13 protein-coding genes are annotated in these 18,771 nt (G+C 63.3%); 9 read left to right on the top strand and 4 right to left on the bottom strand.

All coding sequences use genetic code 11. The features are described from left to right. Nucleotides 1-46: 46 nt before the first annotated feature. The gene (gene rpmI, locus RMN99_RS09655; protein WP_189539454.1) at nucleotides 47-250 is read right to left on the bottom strand and encodes a 50S ribosomal protein L35; all 204 of its coding nucleotides are present in this window, start codon (nucleotides 248-250) and stop codon (nucleotides 47-49) included. 162 nt (nucleotides 251-412) lie between these two features. Here rpmI and RMN99_RS09650 point away from each other — a divergent pair, with 162 nt between their 5' ends. Next, a complete protein-coding gene (locus RMN99_RS09650; RefSeq protein ID WP_309623105.1) occupies nucleotides 413-970 on the top strand; it encodes a YqgE/AlgH family protein in 558 nt (185 codons plus the stop codon). A gap of 20 nt (nucleotides 971-990) precedes the next feature. On the opposite strand, the gene RMN99_RS09645 is transcribed toward RMN99_RS09650, so the two are convergent. Beyond that, nucleotides 991-2,292, bottom strand: coding sequence for a sugar MFS transporter (locus RMN99_RS09645; protein ID WP_309623104.1), 1,302 nt, complete (start codon nucleotides 2,290-2,292; stop codon nucleotides 991-993). A gap of 208 nt (nucleotides 2,293-2,500) precedes the next feature. Between RMN99_RS09645 and RMN99_RS09640 the strand changes: the two genes are divergently transcribed. Both RMN99_RS09640 and RMN99_RS09635 read left to right on the top strand, forming a co-directional pair. After that, the gene (locus RMN99_RS09640) at nucleotides 2,501-3,595 is read left to right on the top strand and encodes an acyl-CoA dehydrogenase family protein (RefSeq protein ID WP_309623103.1); all 1,095 of its coding nucleotides are present in this window, start codon (nucleotides 2,501-2,503) and stop codon (nucleotides 3,593-3,595) included. Beyond that, complete coding sequence (locus tag RMN99_RS09635; RefSeq protein ID WP_309623102.1) at nucleotides 3,592-4,797, top strand: acyl-CoA dehydrogenase family protein; 1,206 nt, start codon at nucleotides 3,592-3,594, stop codon at nucleotides 4,795-4,797. Before RMN99_RS09640 ends, RMN99_RS09635 begins: the two co-directional genes overlap by 4 nt. Nucleotides 4,798-4,992: 195 nt before the next feature. Here the strand turns inward: RMN99_RS09635 and RMN99_RS09630 are convergent, their stop codons facing one another. Together RMN99_RS09630 and RMN99_RS09625 are read right to left on the bottom strand one after the other, a co-directional pair. Then, nucleotides 4,993-6,480 (bottom strand): MFS transporter, encoded by a 1,488-nt coding sequence (locus tag RMN99_RS09630; protein WP_309623101.1) that lies wholly within the window; start codon nucleotides 6,478-6,480, stop codon nucleotides 4,993-4,995. A 93-nt stretch (nucleotides 6,481-6,573) separates the two neighbouring features. Beyond that, nucleotides 6,574-7,608 (bottom strand): LacI family DNA-binding transcriptional regulator, encoded by a 1,035-nt coding sequence (locus RMN99_RS09625; RefSeq protein WP_309623100.1) that lies wholly within the window; start codon nucleotides 7,606-7,608, stop codon nucleotides 6,574-6,576. Nucleotides 7,609-7,948: 340 nt separating this feature from the next. Between RMN99_RS09625 and RMN99_RS09620 the strand changes: the two genes are divergently transcribed. The 6 genes from RMN99_RS09620 (at nucleotide 7,949) to RMN99_RS09595 (ending at nucleotide 18,689) form a co-directional block, all read left to right on the top strand. Then, the gene (locus RMN99_RS09620) at nucleotides 7,949-10,633 is read left to right on the top strand and encodes a TonB-dependent receptor (RefSeq protein WP_409035248.1); all 2,685 of its coding nucleotides are present in this window, start codon (nucleotides 7,949-7,951) and stop codon (nucleotides 10,631-10,633) included. 137 nt (nucleotides 10,634-10,770) lie between these two features. Beyond that, nucleotides 10,771-12,282 (top strand): tryptophan 7-halogenase, encoded by a 1,512-nt coding sequence (locus RMN99_RS09615; RefSeq protein WP_309623099.1) that lies wholly within the window; start codon nucleotides 10,771-10,773, stop codon nucleotides 12,280-12,282. Next, nucleotides 12,279-14,096, top strand: a complete 1,818-nt coding sequence (locus RMN99_RS09610) for an alpha-amylase family glycosyl hydrolase (RefSeq protein ID WP_309623098.1) — start codon at nucleotides 12,279-12,281, stop codon at nucleotides 14,094-14,096. The genes RMN99_RS09615 and RMN99_RS09610 overlap by 4 nt, the downstream gene beginning before the upstream one ends. 17 nt (nucleotides 14,097-14,113) lie before the next feature. Further along, nucleotides 14,114-15,751, top strand: a complete 1,638-nt coding sequence (locus RMN99_RS09605; protein ID WP_309623097.1) for an alpha-amylase family glycosyl hydrolase — start codon at nucleotides 14,114-14,116, stop codon at nucleotides 15,749-15,751. Continuing rightward, nucleotides 15,748-17,781 carry a glycoside hydrolase family 97 protein gene (locus RMN99_RS09600; RefSeq protein ID WP_309623096.1) on the top strand — a complete coding sequence of 678 codons (2,034 nt, stop codon included), beginning with the start codon at nucleotides 15,748-15,750 and terminating at the stop codon, nucleotides 17,779-17,781. The genes RMN99_RS09605 and RMN99_RS09600 overlap by 4 nt, the downstream gene beginning before the upstream one ends. Then, a complete protein-coding gene (locus tag RMN99_RS09595; RefSeq protein ID WP_309623095.1) occupies nucleotides 17,778-18,689 on the top strand; it encodes an alpha/beta hydrolase-fold protein in 912 nt (303 codons plus the stop codon). The genes RMN99_RS09600 and RMN99_RS09595 overlap by 4 nt, the downstream gene beginning before the upstream one ends. Nucleotides 18,690-18,771: the final 82 nt, after the last annotated feature.

The raw sequence follows: 18,771 nt of genomic DNA, 5'->3' as shown, positions 1-18,771 counted from the left end.
GCGGGTAGTTACACCCCTTTTGACACGTGCCATTCTTCAGTACTCCTCAGTTCAGCCCGTAGGGCGCCCACTTCTTGATCGTCTTCGCATCTGCGTCAGAGATCGTGTCGGTGCGGCGATGCTGGCGGATGTACTTGGCATTGTGGCTGATCAACCGGTGCCGCTTGCCCACTGCACCGTGCTTGATCTTGCCGGTCGCGGTGAGCTTGAAGCGCTTTTTGACGCCGCTCTTCGTCTTGAGCTTAGGCATTTTCGTCTCCTTGATCGAGACACGCTAGATCGGCCCTGGCAGCCTATTTAGCCAGGCAGACCGTGAATCACGTGTCGGTGAAGCGCGCGCCATTAACGAGGAATCGCCGCAATGGCAAGACCGCACTTGGCTTTGCTTCGCCCTGTGCCTAGCCTTCGCGGCATGGAAAGCGCCTATCTTGACGGCCGGATGCTGCTGGCCCTGCCCGGAATGGGCGATCCGCGGTTCGAACATGCGGTGATCGCGATGATCAATCACGACGACCACGGCGCGCTGGGGATCGGGATCGGCGAACTGCGCCAGGGGATCAGCCTGCACCCGATGCTGGAAGAACTGGGGATCGAGCCGGGGATTGCGCCCGATTGCCCGATCCATGCCGGCGGACCTGTTGAGCCGCAGCGCGGGTTTGTGCTGCACAGCCCCGATTGGCAGGGCTCAGGGACGATCAGCGCCGCGCCGCTGTGCGCGATGTCGGCGTCCGCCGAAGTGCTGCGTGCGATTGCTGCGGGCGAGGGACCCAGCCGGTTCCTGATCGCGCTGGGCTATGCCGGCTGGGGGCCAGGCCAGCTGGACGGGGAAATGCGCCGCCACGGCTGGCAGGTGGTCGACGGATCAGACGCGCTGTTGTGGGATGTGTCCGCCGCCGATCGGTGGACCGCCAGCTGGCGCAGCGCCGGGATCGATCCGGCGCTGCTGTCCAGCCAGACCGGGCGGGCCTGAACCCGCCCGGCTGATCGCATTCAGGCAGCCTGGCTGGCGGCTGAGGGATGCGTTGCGGTCCACCGACCGAACACCGCGATCACCGCATAGCACAGCGCCGGGAGGATCAACGCCAGCGCCAGACTGTGGCTGATATCCGCAACCGTGCCGGTCAGCAGCGGAACCACTGCGCCGCCGAAGATCGCGACGTTGATGATCCCCGATCCGTCGGCCGCGCGCTTGCCCAGATCTTCGCAGGCCAGGCTGAAGATGGTCGGGAACATGATCGAATTCATCAGCCCGATCGCGATCAGGCTCCAGGCCGAAAGCATGCCGGTGGTGTGGGTCGAGATGGCGATCAACGCGATCGCGCCCAGCGCGGTAAAGGAGAGTATCTTGCCGGGATTGAGCACCCGCAACGCGGCCGATCCGATGAACCGCCCGATGAGTGCGCCGCCCCAGTAGTAGGGAATATAGTCGCCCGCTTCGGCTTGCGAAACGCCCAGCACGTGGCCCTGCTGAAGGTAGTTGACGATCAGCGAGCCGATCGAAACTTCGGCCCCGACATAAAGGAAAATGCATAGCGCGCCGAGCCCGAAGCGCGTGTCCTTAAGCAATTCGAGCCCCGCCAGCAGCGAGCTTTCCTCATGCTTTTCGCCCTTAAGCCGGTTGCGATTGAACCAGACGACAGCAGCGACAAGCAGTAGCGCAATGGCAAGGCCGATGTAGGTGTTCACGACCGTATTGGTTTCGGCGACGCGATAGGCATCGAGTTCTGCGCCGCTCAGCGTCTTGGGATCAATCCCTTGCAACTTGCCAAGGATCAGCTTGGCCCCGACAAACGGAAAGATGACTGTGCCGAGCGAGTTGAACGCCTGCGCGAAGGTCAGCCGGCTGTGCGTGGTCTTGGCCGGGCCGAGCAGCGAGATCAGTGGATTGGTGACCACCTGAACGATTACGACGCCGCTGGCGAGGACGAACAGCGCCAGGAGGAAAATCGCATAGGCGGCGCTTTGCGATGCCGGAATGAACATCAGGCAACCGACCATCATGATCAGCAGGCCAGCAACCGCGCCGCGCATGTAGCCCAGCTTCTTGACCAGCCGCGCGCCAGGAATGCCGATCACCGCATAGGCGGTGAAGAAGCAGAACTGGACCAGCATGGCCTGCGTGTAATTGAGCGTGAACAGCTCTTTCAGTTTGGGAATGATCACGTCGTTAAGGCTGGTGATGCCGCCGAAGATGAAGAACAGCGCCATCACGAACAGGCGCAGTTCGGGCGCATCGATATGGCCGGTGTCGTCCGCATGCGCTGCGCTGGAACTTGGTACTGGCGCTGCCATTTGTCTCTCTCCCCTAGAATCCGTTCCGGCTGGTTCTCGCAGTCCGGGTTGCCTGTCATGTCGGGCTGGCCGGCATTGTCCAAACGTATACGTATGAACGGCCTCAGGCCAAGCAAATTGTGAGCGTTCACAATTTGCCTAAAAGTGCAGCCCACTTGCCAAGTTTAATCGCGCGATTAAGAGTAGCGGCAAGGGAGAGATTCGAACCATGTCGATACTCTATGATGAAGGCCAGCAGGCCATTGCTACCGAAAGCCGCCGCGTGCTCGACGCGCGGATGGACAAGGCGCGGCTGCTGCCGCTGCTTGAGACTGTCGGTCAGTTCGACCAGCCGTTCTGGGATACCGCAGTGGAACAGGGCTGGACCGCGCTGGCGATCCCCGAGGAGCACGGCGGACTGGGCCTCGGCCTGGCCGAACTGGGGCTGGTGGCCCAGGCTGCTGGCGCAGCGACATCAGGCGCGCCGTTCCTGACGGGCGGCTATGGCCTGGCGCAGGCGCTGGTGCAGGGCAGCGACGGTGCGCTCGCCGCCGAATGGCTGCCCAAGCTGGCGGCTGGCGAAGTGACCGGCTGCGTGGCCTTCGCCGAAGGCAACGCCGCGCTGCCGCCAAAGCCCGCCGTGACCTTCGCCGATGGCAAGCTGAACGGCACCAAGCCCGCCGTGCCCGGCGGGATCGCCGCCGATGTCGCGCTGGTCTGGGCGCAGGCCAGCGACGGCCCGGTGCTGGTGGTGACGGGGCTTGCCGGGATCGCGCGTAGCCCGGTCGACAGCTATGACAACAGCCGCCTTTACGCCAATCTGGCCTTTGCCGATACGCCGGCCAGCGTGATCGCGAGCGGCGCTGCTGCACGCTCCCTCGCGCTCGATGTGCTGGCAAGGATGGCGGTGGTGACGGCGCACGAACAGGTTGGCGGGGCCGAGGCGCTGCTGTTCATCGCGCGCGACTATGCGGTGACGCGCAAGGCCTTTGGCCAACTGATCGGCGCATTCCAATCGATCAAGCACCGGATCGCCGAAATGTACGGGCTGGTCGAAGTGGCCCGTGCCAATTGCATCCACGCTGCTGCGTGCGAAGGGACCGACGGATTTCTGCTCGCCGCCGCTGATGCGCGGATTTCGGCGACCGAGGCCTATGATACCAATTCGCGCGATTGTGTGCAGATTCACGGCGGGATCGGGGTGACCTGGGAAATGGGCCTCCACCTCCACATGCGCCGCGCGCGCAGCCTGGCGGTCGAATGCGGCAGTCTGGTGTTCTGGGAAGATGTGCTGGTTGACCAGCTTTCGGGAGAAGCAGCATGAGCGATCTTGAAGTCTACCGCACGAAGGCCCGCACTTTCCTCGAAAGCATGGCCCCCAAATATGGCCGCGAAGCCCGCACCGGCAATTCGGTTGAACAGGATCTGGCGCTGGGCCGTGAATACATGGCCGCGCGCTATGATGCGGGCTTTGGCGGGATCAACTGGTCGCCCGATATCGGCGGGCAGGGGCTGACTCACCTCCACAAGATCACCTTCGATGGCGAGGAAATGCAGTTCGGCATGCCGGTGCAGTTCTTCGGCATTTCGCTGGGGATGCCGGTGCCGATCCTGATCCACTACTGCGAAGACAAGCTCTTCGTGAAGGAGCGGGTCAGGAAGGCGCTGCGCGGTGAGGAAATCTGGTGCCAGATGTTCTCCGAACCGTCGGGCGGGTCAGACCTTGCGGCGCTGCGCACCAAGGTGGAAACCGATGGCAACGGCTGGAAAATGAACGGCCAGAAGATCTGGACCTCGTGGGCGCAATATTGCGATTACGGTGTGATCGTCACCCGCTCCGATCCCACGGTCGAAAAGCACAAGGGGCTGACCTACTTCTTCATCGACATGAAGGCCAAGGGCGTCGAAGTGCGCCCGATCAAGCTGGCCGGCGGTGACAGCCACGTCAACGAAGTGTTCTTCGACGATGTCCGGCTCGAAGACTCGCAGCGGCTTGGCGCGGTCGGCGGCGGCTTTGGTGTGTCGCTCCACACGCTGATGATCGAACGCTATATCGCCACCGACAGCGCCGGGTTCGGTCCGCACCTTGATGAATTCGTCAAGCTCGCCAAGACCGTCGATCTGAACGGCAAGCCCGGCATCGAAGACGGCCGCGTGCGTTCGGCGATCGCCCGCAACCACGCGATGCGCGCCGGGCTCGATGCAATCACCAAGCGCGCCTTTGCGATGATGATGGCCGGGATGCAGCCGGGGCCCGAAGGGTCCTTGCAGAAATTGGTCGCGGTGCGTAGCCGTCAGAAGCTGTCGGAAATGGCGATGGATCTGCTCGGCGCCGAAGGGCTCGATTTCGATCCGCACGCCTATGTGAAGACCGATTGGGGCACGAGCTGGCTCAACGCGCCCACGGGCCGCATTGCGGGCGGTTCGGACGAAGTGCTGCTCAACACCATCGCTGAAAAGATCCTCGGCCTGCCGCAGGATTACCGCCCGGACAAAGGCATACCGTTCAACGCCATCCCGGCTTAGATTAGTTTGCGGTTGGGCGCGCCAAAGCGCTCAACCGCAAACTCGTCATTCCCGCGCAGGCGGGAACCCAGCTCTCAAGGTATCCGCACCGAGCCAGATAGCGTGAAGGCGCAGGCCCGTGAGATGGGTTCCCGCCTGCGCGGGAATGACGACGCTGTATGTGATCGACAGCTTGCGAATTGAAATCCCGCATTCCTAGGCTGGGGTCTTCACCCGCGTCATCGCCGCGGCGGCCAGCAGCAGGGTCGCCGCGGCGAAGGCCATGGTCCAGATCGGCTGCTGCGGGAACCAGGCTTTCATGATCGAACCCATCACCGTGGCGACCAGCAGTTGTGGCACTACCACGAACACGTTGAACAGCCCCATGTAGATGCCCAGCTTGGCCTGCGGCAGGCTGGACGCGAGGATCGCATAGGGCATGGCCAGGATCGAGGCCCAGGCGATGCCGATGCCCACTTCGCTCAGCAGCAGCCACTGCGCATCGGGCATGACGAAGAAGCTGGCATAACCCGCCGCGCCGCACAGCAGACCGATGATATGGGTGCGCGATTTGCCCACCCGGCGCGACAGCCACGGCAGCAAGGTCAGCGCGGCAATCGCGGCAACGCCGTTGTAAGCGGCAAACAGCACGCCGACCCAGTTGCTGCCGTCCTGAAAGGCGGCGCTGGCCGTGTCGGACGAACCGAAATACCGCTGCGCGACAATCGCGGTGGTGTTGATCCACATGATGAACAGTGCCGACCAGCTGAAGAACTGCACCAGTGCCAGGCGCTTCATCAGATCGGGCATGCCCGAAAAATCGCCAATGATATGGCCCAGCAACGAAGCCGAACTGCCGCGCCGGGCGGCAGCGATCGCCACTGCGCTAGCTAGGCCAAACGCGATCAGCAGCCCGCCCAGCAGGTACACTTCCTTTTCAAGGCCAAGCCGCATCACCAGTGCGATCACGCCGGCCCCGGCTGCAGCCCAGGCCAGGCAGACACGATAAGTGCGTGCCGCCAATGCGCGGATCGTTTCACCCGGGTCGGGCGCAGCTTCTCCCTCGAACCGCGCCATCTCTTCGGGCGCATATTCGCGCGTGGTCAGCACCGTCCACAGCACTGCCAGGAACAGCGCACCGCCCCCGAACCAGAACGAATAGCGTACCGTATCGGGGATCACGCCAGGCGCGGCAGTGTTGGCCACGCCCCACCGGTCAAGCAGTTCGGGAAAGACCGAGCCCACCACGGCGCCCGCACCGATGAACGCGGTTTGCACCGCATAGCCTGCGCTATGCTGGTCCTTGCGCAACATATCGCCCACGAACGCGCGAAACGGCTCCATCGATATGTTGAGACTGGCATCGAGCAGCCACAACAGCAGCGCGGCTGCCAGCAGCGCATTGGCCTGCGGCATGCCAAGCAGCGCGATCATCGCCAGTACAGCCCCGGCCAGAAAGTATGGCCGCCGCCGGCCCAGCTTGCCCAGCCAGGTGCGGTCGCTCATGTGGCCGATCACCGGCTGGACCAGCAGCCCGGTCAGCGGCGCGGCCGCCCACAGCCACGGCAAATCATCCAGGCTTGATCCAAGCGTCTGGAACACCCGGCTCATGTTCGCGTTCTGCAGCGCGAAGCCGATCTGGATGCCGAAGAATCCGAAGCTGATATTGGCAATGCTGCCCCAGTTCTGGCGCGGTTTTTCCATGGACTGTCCTCTCCCGATCCCTGTCCTGAGAGGTCGCACGCGGTTGGCACTGCGGCAATACGCATACGAATACGTGACTTTCGGGTCGCTCGCCTAAGCCCCCGTACTTCCCCGCACCATCAACCGCGCCGGGATCACCGCGCTGGGCTGGGCGCGATCTTCGAAGCTGGCCAGCAGGCTTTCGACCAGCCGTTCTCCCCCGCTTTTGAGGTCTTGCGAGATCGTGGTCAGCGGCGGGCTGGTCAGGCTGGCGGCGGGGATATCGTCAAACCCGATCAGTGCCACGTCCTGCGGCACGCGCTTGCCCGTTTCGGCCAGCGCACGCAACGCGCCGATTGCGATCAGGTCGCTGGCGGCAAAGATCGCATCGAAGCTGCAAGCGGCGGAAACCAGCGCCTGCACCGCAGCGCGGCCATCGTCCTCGCTGCTCAGCGCGTTGCGCTGCAAGACCGGGTCGATCGCCACGCCGGCTTCATCCAGCGCGGCACACAGCCCGCGATAACGCTCGGAAAATTCGGGATAGTGTTCGTCAGCCTGGCCCAGGAAGGCGATCCGGCGGCGGCCTTTGCTCAGCAAATGTTCGCCCGCCAGCCGCCCCGCGCCGAAATTGTCCGAACCCACCACCGCGCCGATGTTGTCATCGTGCACCGATCCCCAGCGCACGAAATCGGTGCCGCTGGCGACCAATTTATTGAGCCTGCTTTCGTAGAGCGTGTAATCACCGTAACCCAGCAGGATCAGACCATCGGCGCGGTGGCTGTCCTGATAACGCACGTGCCAATCGTCTTCCATTTTCTGGAACGATATCAGCAGATCCAGCCCGCGGTTGGCGGTGGCCCGGGTGATCGATCCCAGCATCGAGAGGAAAAACGGGTTGATATTGGCGCCATCGGGTGTCGGATCCTCGAAAAACAGCAGCGCCAGTGTGTTCGAGCGCTGCGAGCGCAGCGAAGAGGCGTTCTTGTCGACCGAATAGTGGAGTTCCTGGGCAATCGCCTCGATCCGCTGGCGCGTGGCCAGGCTGACCGCTTTGGACCCGCGCAGCGCCCGGCTGACGGTGGGCTGCGAAACCCCCGCCAGATAGGCGATGTCAAAACTCGTTGGTTTGGTCGAGCGCTTGCGGCCCATCACATCCCTCCCGAACCCGAGCCTAGGCCGGTTGCAGCCCCCCGGCAACCGCCCGTCTGCGCGTGGCCTAAGGCGTGGCCAGCCGGCTACAGCCAAGCCGCAGCATAGTATGCGTATACGTATGCCCTATTCCGTTGGCGCGGGTTAAGGCGGTATTTCAGGCTGGATTTCGAAATCTGCGAATTGTCGCGGATCGAATGCTCCGGCCAGGGCTCTCAAGCTGCCTCGCCGGTCCTTTGGGAGGGAAATAAAAGTGGGACTTCGCACCAAGTTTGCCAGTGGCTTTGGCGTATCCGCGCTGGCCATCGCAATTTCCGCCGTGGCCCTGCCCGGCATGGCCATGGCGCAGGATGCCGCGTCGGCTGATGACCAGGAAACCGCCCCTGATATCACGGTCACCGGCTACCGCGTCAGCCTTGAAAACGCCGTGAACAAGAAGAAGAAATCGGACCAGATCGTCGAATCGGTTTCGGCCGAAGACATCGGCAAGCTGCCCGACGCGTCGATCGCGGAATCGGTTGCGCGCTTGCCGGGTCTCACCTCGCAGCGCCTTTCGGGCCGTTCGAACTCGATCTCGATCCGCGGCTTCGCCCCTGATTTCTCGACCACGCTGCTCAACGGCCGCGAACAGACGTCAACCGGCGATAACCGCGCGGTGGAATACGATCAGTACCCTTCCGAAGTCATCAACCAAGTCAACGTCTACAAGACCCCGATGGCCAGCATCGTTGGCCAGGGCCTGTCGGGCACGGTCGATCTGCGTACGATCCGTCCGCTCGAGGCCGGCAAGCGCGTGTTCTCGATCGGCGCACGCGGCTCTTATGCCGATCTGGGCGCGCTCAACGCCGGTTCCAAGTCAACTGGCTGGCGTGCCAACATGGTCTACGTCGATCAGTTCCACAATGACACGATCGGCCTGGCGCTGTCGGCCAGCTATCTTGATGAGTCTTACCAGACCGAAGAATTCAATGCCTGGGGTTACCCCACCGGTCCGTCCAGCAATCTCGTTATCGGCGGTTCGAAAAGCTACAACACCTCGTCGCGGCTCAAGCGTTTCGGCCTGCAGGGCACGCTGGAACTGCGCCTTGCGCCGAATCTGACCAGCACCTTTGATGGCTTCTATTCGGACTTCAAGGACGACAACATCAAGCGCGGGATCGAATTGCCGCTGTGGTGGTCAAGCGCTTCACTTGCCCCGGCTTACACAGCCAGCGGCGGCTTCGTGACCAACGGCACTTTCACCGGGGTCAAGGGCGTCGTCCGCAACGACGCGTTCCAGCGTCATGCCAAGCTCTATTCGTTCGGCTGGAACCTTGATTACAAGGGCGACGATGGCTGGGACGCGATGCTCGATGTCAGCCACTCGCGCACCAACCGCAACGAACTGGCGCTCGAAACCTATTCGGGCACTGGCCGCGGCGCAGTGGGCGCAACCGATTCGATCGGTTTCACGTCTGGCACCACGGGCACCGTGTTCAGCCACGGCATCAACTATGGCGATTACAGCCAGATCCTGCTGACCAGCCCGCAAGGCTGGGGCGGCAACCAGACTGCGGTCGACGGTACCCGGATCATCGGCGGGCAGGATGGCTATTACAACGACCGGATCGTTCAGGACCGGCTCTATCAGGTGCGCGGCGAAGTGACCCGTCACTTCGAAAGCCCGCTCGAAAGCGTGACGGCCGGCCTCAATTATACCAACCGTTCGAAGTCGCTGCGTCCCGATGAATATTTCATCGGCCTGACCGCCAACACCACCGGCACTGTCAGCGTTCCGGTTCCGGCGCAGTATCAGCTTGGCACCACCAATCTGGCGTTTCTCGGCCTTGGTCCGATGATCAGCTACGATCCGCTCGCGCTGCTCGAAGGCGGGGTCTACAAGCTGGTCGCCAACCCTTATGGCGACGTTGTGGTCAAGAGCTACAAAGTCAGCGAAAGCCTGATGACTGGTTATCTGCAGGGTAACCTCAGGGCCGATGTCGGCTCTGCGCAGCTCACTGGCAACTTCGGTGCGCAAGTCATCGTCACCAATCAGGAATCGACCGGTGCCAGCGCCGTTTATCTGGGCAACAACCTCAATGGTTCGCCCAATATCGGCACAGCGGTCCGCACCGCAAGCCACGATTATGTCGATGTGCTGCCCAGCCTCAATCTCGCGCTGCGCTTCCCCAGCGATTTCGTGATCCGCTTTGCTGCGGCTAGGGAAATGATCCGCCCGCGCATGGATGATATGCGCGCGTCGGCCAGCTTTGGTTATAATTATGCCACCGTTGGCGCGATCAACTACGCATTCGTTACAGGTGGCTCTGGCAACCCTGACCTTGAACCGTGGCGCGCCAACGCCGTCGACCTGACCTTCGAAAAGTATTTTGGAACCAAGGGCTTTGTTGGTTTGCAGTTCTTCTACAAGGATTTGAAGAGCTATATTTACAATTCAGACGTGGTAATCCCTACATCGAGTTTGGCCTTGGCGGCCCCGGCGGCCGGGTCTGTGATCGGCCCAGACGCAGTGCTCAACATTCCGGTCAACGGCACCGGCGGTTCGCTTTACGGGGTCGAACTGGCCACCACGCTGCCGTTCGGTGAACTGGTTCCGGCGCTCAACGGCTTCGGTATCACTGGCGGCGTCAGCTATACCGAAACCAAGATCAAGCCCAACCCGGGCGGCGCGGCGGAAGATCTGCCGGGCTATTCGAAGTGGGTCGCCAACGGCACGCTCTATTACGAAAACGGCGGGTTCAACCTGCGTGGGTCGGCGCGCTATCGCTCCACCTTTGTTGGCGAAGTTTCGGGCTTTGCGGCCAACCGCACGCGCCGCCGCGCGGCATCGGAAACCATCATCGACGCGCAGATCGGCTATGATTTCCAGCCGGGCAGCGCGCTTGAGGGGCTTTCGCTTTACGTTCAGGGCCAGAACCTGACCGAAGAACCGTTCGTCACCTACAACCCGGGCGATCCGCGCCAGGTGATCGACTATCAGAACTATGGGCGCCGGTTCCTCGCCGGGTTCACCTACAAGTTCTGATCACATCATGGGGACGCCGCGGGGATCGGATCGGGTCGCAAGGAGACCGATCCCCGCAGCGGAACCCAAGAATTTTCGCTTGCTTGGCTTGACCCCGGTGGGGTTCAGTCTGTCCGGACTTCCGGCGGAGACGACCAATGCCTGCTGAGCACACATTTCGCATCGTGATTGTCGGCGGCGGCACCGCCGGGTGGATGAGCGCAGCGGCGCTCGCCCGCTTCGCCCCGCCGGGCTACACGATCACGCTGGTGGAAAGCGATGCGATCGGCACGGTCGGGGTTGGCGAGGCGACGATCCCCGGGATCCGCCACTTCAACGAAGCGCTCGATATCGACGAAGCGGAATTCCTGCGCGCCACCAAGGGATCGTTCAAGCTGGGGATTGAATTCGCCGGCTGGCGCAGCGAAGGCCACAGCTACATGCACGCTTTCGGCACGATCGGCCGCCAGCTGGGGGTGTTGCCGTTCCGGCATTTCTGGGCCCGTGGCCGCGCGCTCGGGCTGGCCAAGGACCTGGCCTATTACTCCGCCAACGAGATCGCCGCGCGCGCCGGGCGGATGCATACCAAGGCGGCCGGGCCGGGCATCGCCGAGGTGCCCTATGCCTATCATTTCGACGCCGGGCTCTATGCGCAGTTCCTGCGCACATATGCGGAGGCGCGGGGCGTTACCCGGATCGAAGGCACGATCGCCGGGGCGACCCGCACCGATCAGGGCGATATCGCCGCGGTCCAGCTTGGCGATGAGCGCAGTGTCGCGGGCGATTTCTTCATCGATTGTTCGGGCTTTCGCGGCCTGCTGATCGAGCAGGAACTGAAGACCGGCTATGAAGACTGGAGCCATTGGCTGCCGTGCAACCGCGCGGTGGCGGTGCCTTGCGACCCGTCGGGCAATTTCACCCCCTATACCCGCGCAACCGCGCGAACCGCTGGCTGGCAATGGCGCATCCCGCTGCAGCACCGCATCGGCAACGGCCACGTCTTCTGCAGCGACTACATTTCGGAAGACGAAGCCACTGCCACGCTGCTGGCCAATCTTGATGGCGAACCGCTGGCCGAACCGCGCAGCATCCCCTTCGTCAGCGGTCGGCGCAAGGTGCTGTGGAACCGCAACGTGCTGGCGATCGGGTTGTCGGGCGGGTTCCTTGAACCGCTCGAATCGACCTCGATCCACCTGATCCAGTCGGCCATCACCCGGCTGCTGACGGTGTTTCCGCGTTTGCCGATCGATCCCAGGGTGGTCGCCGGGTTCAACGCCCGCGCCGCCGAAGAGTTCGAGGGGATACGCGATTTTCTGGTGCTGCATTACTGGGCTAACCAGCGCCACGGCGAACCGTTCTGGGATCGGATGCGCGGGCTGGACCTTGGCGAAACGCTGCGCCAGCGGATCGGCGAATTCGAAGCTGCCAACCAGATCCAGCCCCGGCTCGACGAACTGTTCACCGAAGTTGCCTGGCTGCAGGTGCTGACCGGGCAGGGCTTGATCCCGCGCAGCTGGAACCCGATTGCGGACCGCTATCCCAAGGCGGATCTTGCGGCGTTTCTCGATTCGGCTGAACAGGCCGCGATCGAAACGGTGCGGCCGATGCCGCGGCATATGGATTTCCTGGCGCGGCTCTGCGCCAAGCCGAGCGCAGAGGTGGCAGCATGAAATTGCGGATGACCCTGGCCGCAGCCGCTCTGGCCCTGGCCGCGCCGATCGCCAGTGCACCTGCCGCGGGGCCCGCCGATTACCGCGCGCGCCTGCCGCAGGAGGAAGTGGTCTATTTCGTGCTGCCAGACCGGTTTGCCAACGGCGATCCCCGCAACGATCGCGGCGGGATCAAGGGCGACCGGCTGAAGACCGGGTTCGATCCTGCTGGCAAGGGGTTTTACCACGGCGGCGACCTTAAAGGACTGACCGCCAGGCTCGATTACATCCAGGGGCTGGGCGCCACCGCAGTATGGTTCGCGCCGGTGTTCAAGAACAAGCCGGTGCAGGGGCCGGCGGGTGATGAAAGCGCCGGCTATCACGGCTACTGGATCACCGATTTCACCCAGGTCGATCCGCATTTTGGCACCAATGCCGAATTCAAGGCGTTCGTCGATGCCGCCCATGCGCGCGGCATGAAGGTTTATATGGACATCGTTGCCAACCACACCGCCGACGTGATCCAGTACCGCGAGATATCGAAGATCGGCTATCCTTACCGCTCCAAGGCCAACTATCCGTTCAGTCGCAGGAACGGGGTGGGTGGCGCACCGATCAATGGCACTTTTGGCGATGACAGCGATCCCAGCCCGGCCAACTGGTCGCAAATGACCGATCCCAACTTTGCCTACACGCCCTTTGTGCCCAAGGGCGAAGAGACGGTGAAGGTGCCTGCCTGGCTCAACGATCCGATGTTCTACCACAACCGCGGCAACACCGATTGGGTCGGCGAAAGCGCGGTCTATGGCGATTTCGTCGGGCTGGATGACCTGGCCACCGAAAATCCGCGGGTGGTCGCCGGGTTCATCGATATCTATGCCAGCTGGATCGACCGCTTCGGCGTCGATGGTTTCCGCATCGATACTGCCAAGCACGTCAATCCCGAATTCTGGCAGGCTTTCGTCCCCGCCATGCTCGAACGCGCGATGGCCAGGGGCATTCCCAACTTCCACATCTTCGGCGAAGTGGCGACCGGCGAGTTTGATCCCGCGCTGCTGGCCGGGTGGACCCGCAAGGCCGGGCTGCCTTCGAACCTCGATTTCGCCTTTGCCGTTTCCGCTGTGGGCGCGGCCAGCGGCACCAAAGGCACCGACCAGCTCGCCCGGTTGTTTGACGATGACGTACTCTATGAAGGCGGGGTCAAGGGCGCGTTGATCCAGCCGACGTTCCTGGGCAATCACGATGCCGGCCGCTTCGCCATGTTCCTGCAGCAAATGAACCCCAAAATAGACAGCGAAGAATTGCTCGGCCGGACCATGTTGGGCCATGCCATGCTGCTGGGGCTGCGCGGGGTGCCGGTGATCTATTACGGCGATGAACAGGGTTTCATCGGCAAGGGCGGCGATCAGCTGGCCCGGCAAGACATGTTTGCCAGCAAGGTTGCGGTCTACAACGAACAGAACCTTGTCGGCACCAGCGCCACCACCGCGACGGACAACTATCATACGCAGCATCCGCTCTATCGCCTGATTGCCGAGCTGTCGGCGGTGCGCCGCGCCACTCCGGCGCTCACTTCGGGGCGCTCTGTGGTGCGGATGTCGTCGGACAAGCCGGGGCTGTTCGTGGTCTCGCGGTTCGATCCGGTGACCGGCCGCGAAGTGGTGCTGGCGTTCAACACCTCGAACCGGATGCAGAGCGAGCGGATTTCGGTTTCCGCGCACAGTCTTGAATTCACGCCGCTGGCCGGCCAGTGCTCGCCCGCTGCGCAGGCACCGGGCAGTTATACCGTAACGCTGCCGCCGCTGGGCTTTGCCTGGTGCGCCGCCAAGGATTGAAATCAGTACACCCTGCCATGAACCGACTTTCCCGCATCGAAGCTGCAGAAGCCAAATCGCACGCCCTGCCGTGGTGGCGAGGCGCTGCGATCTATCAGGTCTATCCGCGCAGCTACCACGATTCCAACGGCGACGGGGTGGGTGACCTGCCAGGCATCACCGCGCGGCTCGATCACATCGCGGCGCTGGGCGTCGATGCGATCTGGATAGCGCCGTTCTTCACCTCACCCATGGCCGATTTCGGCTATGACGTGGCCGATTACTGCGATGTCGATCCGATCTTCGGGACGCTTGCGGATTTCGACGCGCTGATCGAACGCGCCCATGCGCTTGCCCTCAAGGTCATGGTCGATCAGGTCTATTCGCATACCTCCGACGAACACGCTTGGTTCGCGCAAAGCCGCGCTGGCCGCACCGGGCCCAAGGCCGATTGGTACGTCTGGGCAGATCCCAAGGCCGATGGCGCACCGCCCAGCAACTGGCAGTCGGTGTTCGGCGGGCCGGCCTGGACCTGGGACGCGCGGCGCGGGCAGTATTACCTGCACAATTTCCTCAGCAGCCAGCCGCAACTCAATTGCCACCTGCCAGCAGTGCAGGATGCGCTGCTGGGTGTCGCGCGGTTCTGGCTGGACCGGGGCGTGGACGGGTTCCGGCTCGATGCGCTCAACTTTGCGATGCACGATCCGGCGCTGACCGATAACCCGCCCGCGCCCGATGATGGCCAGCCGCGCACCCGTCCATTCGATTTCCAGCTGCACCGCTACAACCAGTCGCATGCCGATATCCCGCAGTTCCTCGAACGGATCAGGTCGGTCTGCAACGAATATGGCGCGGTTTTCACCATGGCCGAAGTGGGCGGGCGTGAGGCGCTGAAGGAAATGCGCACCTTCACCGAAGGCGATCACCGCCTCAACAGCGCCTATGGGTTCGATTTCCTTTATGCTGATCGGCTGACCCCGGCGCTGGTCAGCCGGGCCCAGGCCAACTGGCCGCAAGATCCGGGTGCCGGCTGGCCCAGTTGGGCCTTTGAAAACCACGATGCCCCGCGCGCCTTGTCGCGGTGGTGTGAGCCCGGCCAGCGCGATGCCTTCGCCCGCACCAAAATCGCGCTGCTGTGCGCGCTGCGCGGCAACATCATCATTTATCAGGGTGAAGAGCTGGGGCTGGTTCAGGTCGATATTCCGTTTGGTCAGCTGAAAGACCCCGAAGCGATCGCCAACTGGCCGCTGACGCTGTCGCGCGATGGTGCGCGCACGCCGATGCCGTGGGCGGCGCAGGATGAGCAGGGCGGGTTCACCAGCGGCCAGCCGTGGTTGCCGCTGGGTGGCGAGAATTTGGCGCGCGCGGCTGATCGGCAGGGCACTGATCCGCATTCCTTGCTCAATCTGACGCGCGAACTGCTTGCCTTGCGCAATCATCACCCGGCGCTGCGCGGCGGTGAACTTGACGTGGTCCATTCCGGCGCGGCGGTGCTCGTGTTGCGCCGCAGCGCCGGAGGCGAAACCATCAGCGCAGTGTTCAACCTGAGCGGTAAGAACCAGCCCTGGCCCGCGGAAGTTCCCGCTGCCGGCCGTGCGATTGCCGCCATCAATGCCGCTGCTCCGGGCGAACGCCTGCCGCCGTTTGGCGTCCTGTTTCTGGAGGAAACCCGATGACTGTCCTGAGCCGCATTGCTGCCGTTTTTGCGGCGCTGCTGATCGCGCTTCCCGCCGCCGCGCAGGTGCCGGTGCGGGCCAGTTCGCCCGATGGCTTGGTCGTGGTCGAAGTCGGGCTCGATGGCGATGGCCGTGCGGCCTACGCCGTCAGCCGCAAGGGCAAGCCGATCATCACGCCCTCGCGGCTGGGCTTCCTGTTCACCGACGTCGCCAAGATCGACCGCAGCCTGGCGATTACCGGGCAGGAAACGCGCGATTTCGATCAGACCTGGCAACAGCCGTGGGGCGAATGGTCCAAGATCCGCAATCATTACCGCGAGCTCAAGATCCAGTTCAAGGAAACCAAGGGGTTGGGCCGGGTCTTCACCGTCACCTTCCGAATTTACGACGACGGCGTGGGGTTCCGCTATGACTTCCCCGATCAGCCGAACATGCACCACGCCAACATTGCCGAAGAGCTGACCGAATTCGCTTTCGCGCAGGATGGCACCGCGTGGTGGAAGCCCGCGTTCCTGTGGAACCGCGAAGAATACCTTTACAACAAGACCGCGCTTTCGGCCATCGGCACCGCCGATACGCCGGTTTCGATCAAACTGGCTGACGGTACCCACGTGGCGCTGCACGAAGCCGCACTGGTCGATTATTCGGGGATGGCCGTCGCCCGCACCGAAGGCAATACGCTGCGCGCGCAGCTGACCCCGGGGGCGGGCGGCCCCAAGGTGGTCAAGCACGGTGCCTGGACCACGCCGTGGCGCACGCTGATCATCGCCGACAATGCCGCCGGGCTTTACATGAGCCACCTGATGCTCAACCTCAACGAGCCCAACAAGCTGGGCGACATGTCCTGGTTCAAGCCGGGCAAGTTCGTTGGCGTGTGGTGGAACATGATCAAGGGCGAATGGACCTGGGCGCGCGGGCCGCGCCACGGCGCGACCAACGAACACGTCAAGCGCTACATCGATTTCGCCGCCGCACAGGGCATTCCCCAGGTGCTGGTCGAAGGCTGGAACGTGGGCTGGGACGGCGATTGGTTCGGCAACGGCTGGGACATGGACTTTGCCAAGCCGGTGGAGGATTTCGATGCCGATATGCTGGCGGCCTATGCCAAGAAGAAGGGCGTGCGGCTGATCGGCCACCACGAGACCGGCGGGGCGGCCAGCCACTATGAAAACCAGTTCGACACGGCGTTCAAGTTCGCCGCCGATCACGGCTACATGGTGGTCAAGACCGGCTATGTCACCGATGCCGGGCAGATCGAACGGGTCGATGCCGATGGCACCAAATACCGCGAGTGGCACGAAGGCCAGTGGATGTCGAACCACCTGATCCGGGTCGCCGAAGCCGCCTACAAGTATCGCATCGCGATCGACAGCCACGAACCGATCAAGGGCACCGGCCTGCAGCGCACCTGGCCCAACTGGGTCGCGCGCGAAGGGATGCGCGGCATGGAATACAATTCGTGGGCCGGCAAGAACCCGCCCGAACACGAAGCCAATATCGTCTTCACCCGGATGCTCGAAGGGCCGATGGATTTCACCCCCGGCGTGCTCAGCCTGACGGGCGAGAACGGCAGCGCGATCCTTTCGACCGAAGCCAAGCAGCTGGCGCTTTATGTGGTGATCTATTCGCCGGTGGTGATGGCCGCCGATACCCCTGAAAACTATGCGCAGCACATGCCGGCGTTCAAATTCATCCGCGACGTGGCGACCGACTGGGACGAAACCCGCGTGCTGAACGGCGAGATCGGCGATTACGTCACCATCGCGCGCAAAGAACGCGGCGGGCAAACCTGGTTCCTGGGCGCAGTGGGCGATGAACAGGCGCGCACCGTAGCGTTCGCGCTCGATTTCCTCACCCCCGGCAAGCGCTATGTCGCCGAGATCTACCGCGATGGCGATGATGCCGATTACCGCACCGAAAAGCGCCATGCGATGGTGATCGAACAGCGGCCCGTCACCGCAAAAGACAGCATGACGCTGCGCCTTGCGCCGGGCGGCGGGGCAGCGGTGCGGTTCTGGCTGGTCAAGTGATCGCGCGGCTTTTCGCCGGCCTCGCCACGCTGCTTGCGCTGACGCTGGCCAGCACGGCCTGCGCCAAGACCGATCATGGCCGGCTGGTCGAGATCGAACAGGTAGCGGTGCCCGGCCTGCCGGTGCAGCGGCTGACGATCTGGCTGCCGCCCGGCTATGACCGCTCAAAGCGGCGTTATGGTGTGGTTTACATGCACGACGGCCACAACCTGTTCGATCCCGCCAAGAGCAATTTCAACAAGGTCTGGGCCGCCGACCGCGCGATGCTGGCGGCGATGCGCCTGGGCGCCGAGCCGCGGATCATCGTCGGCATCTGGGCGCCCGGGAATGATCGCTACCGCCAATACCTGCCGCGCGACATCTACGATGCGGCGAGCCCCGCACTGCGCACACAGATGGACACGATGGCAGGCGGGCCGGTGGTCTCGGACATCTACATCGCCTGGCTGGCGGGGCCGCTCAAAAGCTGGGTGGACAAGGCCTATCGCACCAGGCCCGAGCGCGATCATACGGCGATCGTGGGTTCAAGCATGGGCGGGCTGGTCAGCTGTTATGCCTTCATGCGCTATCAGGCTGTTTACGGGCAGGCGGGCTGCGTCTCGACGCACTGGCCCGCAGTCGACCCGCGCGATCTGGCAGGAGCCAATCCCGAATTGATCGCGCTGTGGGACCAGTGGTTCAAAGGCCGACTCGGCCAGCCCGAAGGTCGCCGCCTGTGGTTCGATCACGGTACCGCGACGCTCGACCAGTACTACGCGCCCTACCAGCAGGTGGTCGACACGCGGATCGCTGCACTCGGCTGGCAGCGCGGGCGCGACTGGCAGAGCAAGGTCTATGCGGGCGCAGAGCACGAAGAAAACGCCTGGGCGGCGCGCCTGCCCGAAATTTTCCGCTTCCTGCTGCGTTAGAGTCTGTCCTGATTAGATCGAAGCTTAAAGCCCTTCCCCGTTGGGGAAGGGCTGGGATGGGGGTTCTACCCACTCGTGCGTC

The organism is Novosphingobium sp., from assembly GCF_031417815.1.
Taxonomy (GTDB): domain Bacteria; phylum Pseudomonadota; class Alphaproteobacteria; order Sphingomonadales; family Sphingomonadaceae; genus Novosphingobium.
Note: the sequence above shows the minus strand (reverse complement) of the source record. Positions and strands in the feature narration are given on the sequence as shown.

Bases quoted from the DNA above. Each gene is read 5' to 3' on its own strand.
- rpmI (WP_189539454.1), bottom strand. From the start codon at position 250: ATGCCTAAGCTCAAGACGAAGAGCGGCGTCAAAAAGCGCTTCAAGCTC.
- RMN99_RS09650 (WP_309623105.1), top strand. From the start codon at position 413: ATGGAAAGCGCCTATCTTGACGGCCGGATGCTGCTGGCCCTGCCCGGA.
- RMN99_RS09645 (WP_309623104.1), bottom strand. From the start codon at position 2,292: ATGGCAGCGCCAGTACCAAGTTCCAGCGCAGCGCATGCGGACGACACC.
- RMN99_RS09640 (WP_309623103.1), top strand. From the start codon at position 2,501: ATGTCGATACTCTATGATGAAGGCCAGCAGGCCATTGCTACCGAAAGC.
- RMN99_RS09635 (WP_309623102.1), top strand. From the start codon at position 3,592: ATGAGCGATCTTGAAGTCTACCGCACGAAGGCCCGCACTTTCCTCGAA.
- RMN99_RS09630 (WP_309623101.1), bottom strand. From the start codon at position 6,480: ATGGAAAAACCGCGCCAGAACTGGGGCAGCATTGCCAATATCAGCTTC.
- RMN99_RS09625 (WP_309623100.1), bottom strand. From the start codon at position 7,608: ATGGGCCGCAAGCGCTCGACCAAACCAACGAGTTTTGACATCGCCTAT.
- RMN99_RS09620 (WP_409035248.1), top strand. From the start codon at position 7,949: ATGGCGCAGGATGCCGCGTCGGCTGATGACCAGGAAACCGCCCCTGAT.
- RMN99_RS09615 (WP_309623099.1), top strand. From the start codon at position 10,771: ATGCCTGCTGAGCACACATTTCGCATCGTGATTGTCGGCGGCGGCACC.
- RMN99_RS09610 (WP_309623098.1), top strand. From the start codon at position 12,279: ATGAAATTGCGGATGACCCTGGCCGCAGCCGCTCTGGCCCTGGCCGCG.
- RMN99_RS09605 (WP_309623097.1), top strand. From the start codon at position 14,114: ATGAACCGACTTTCCCGCATCGAAGCTGCAGAAGCCAAATCGCACGCC.
- RMN99_RS09600 (WP_309623096.1), top strand. From the start codon at position 15,748: ATGACTGTCCTGAGCCGCATTGCTGCCGTTTTTGCGGCGCTGCTGATC.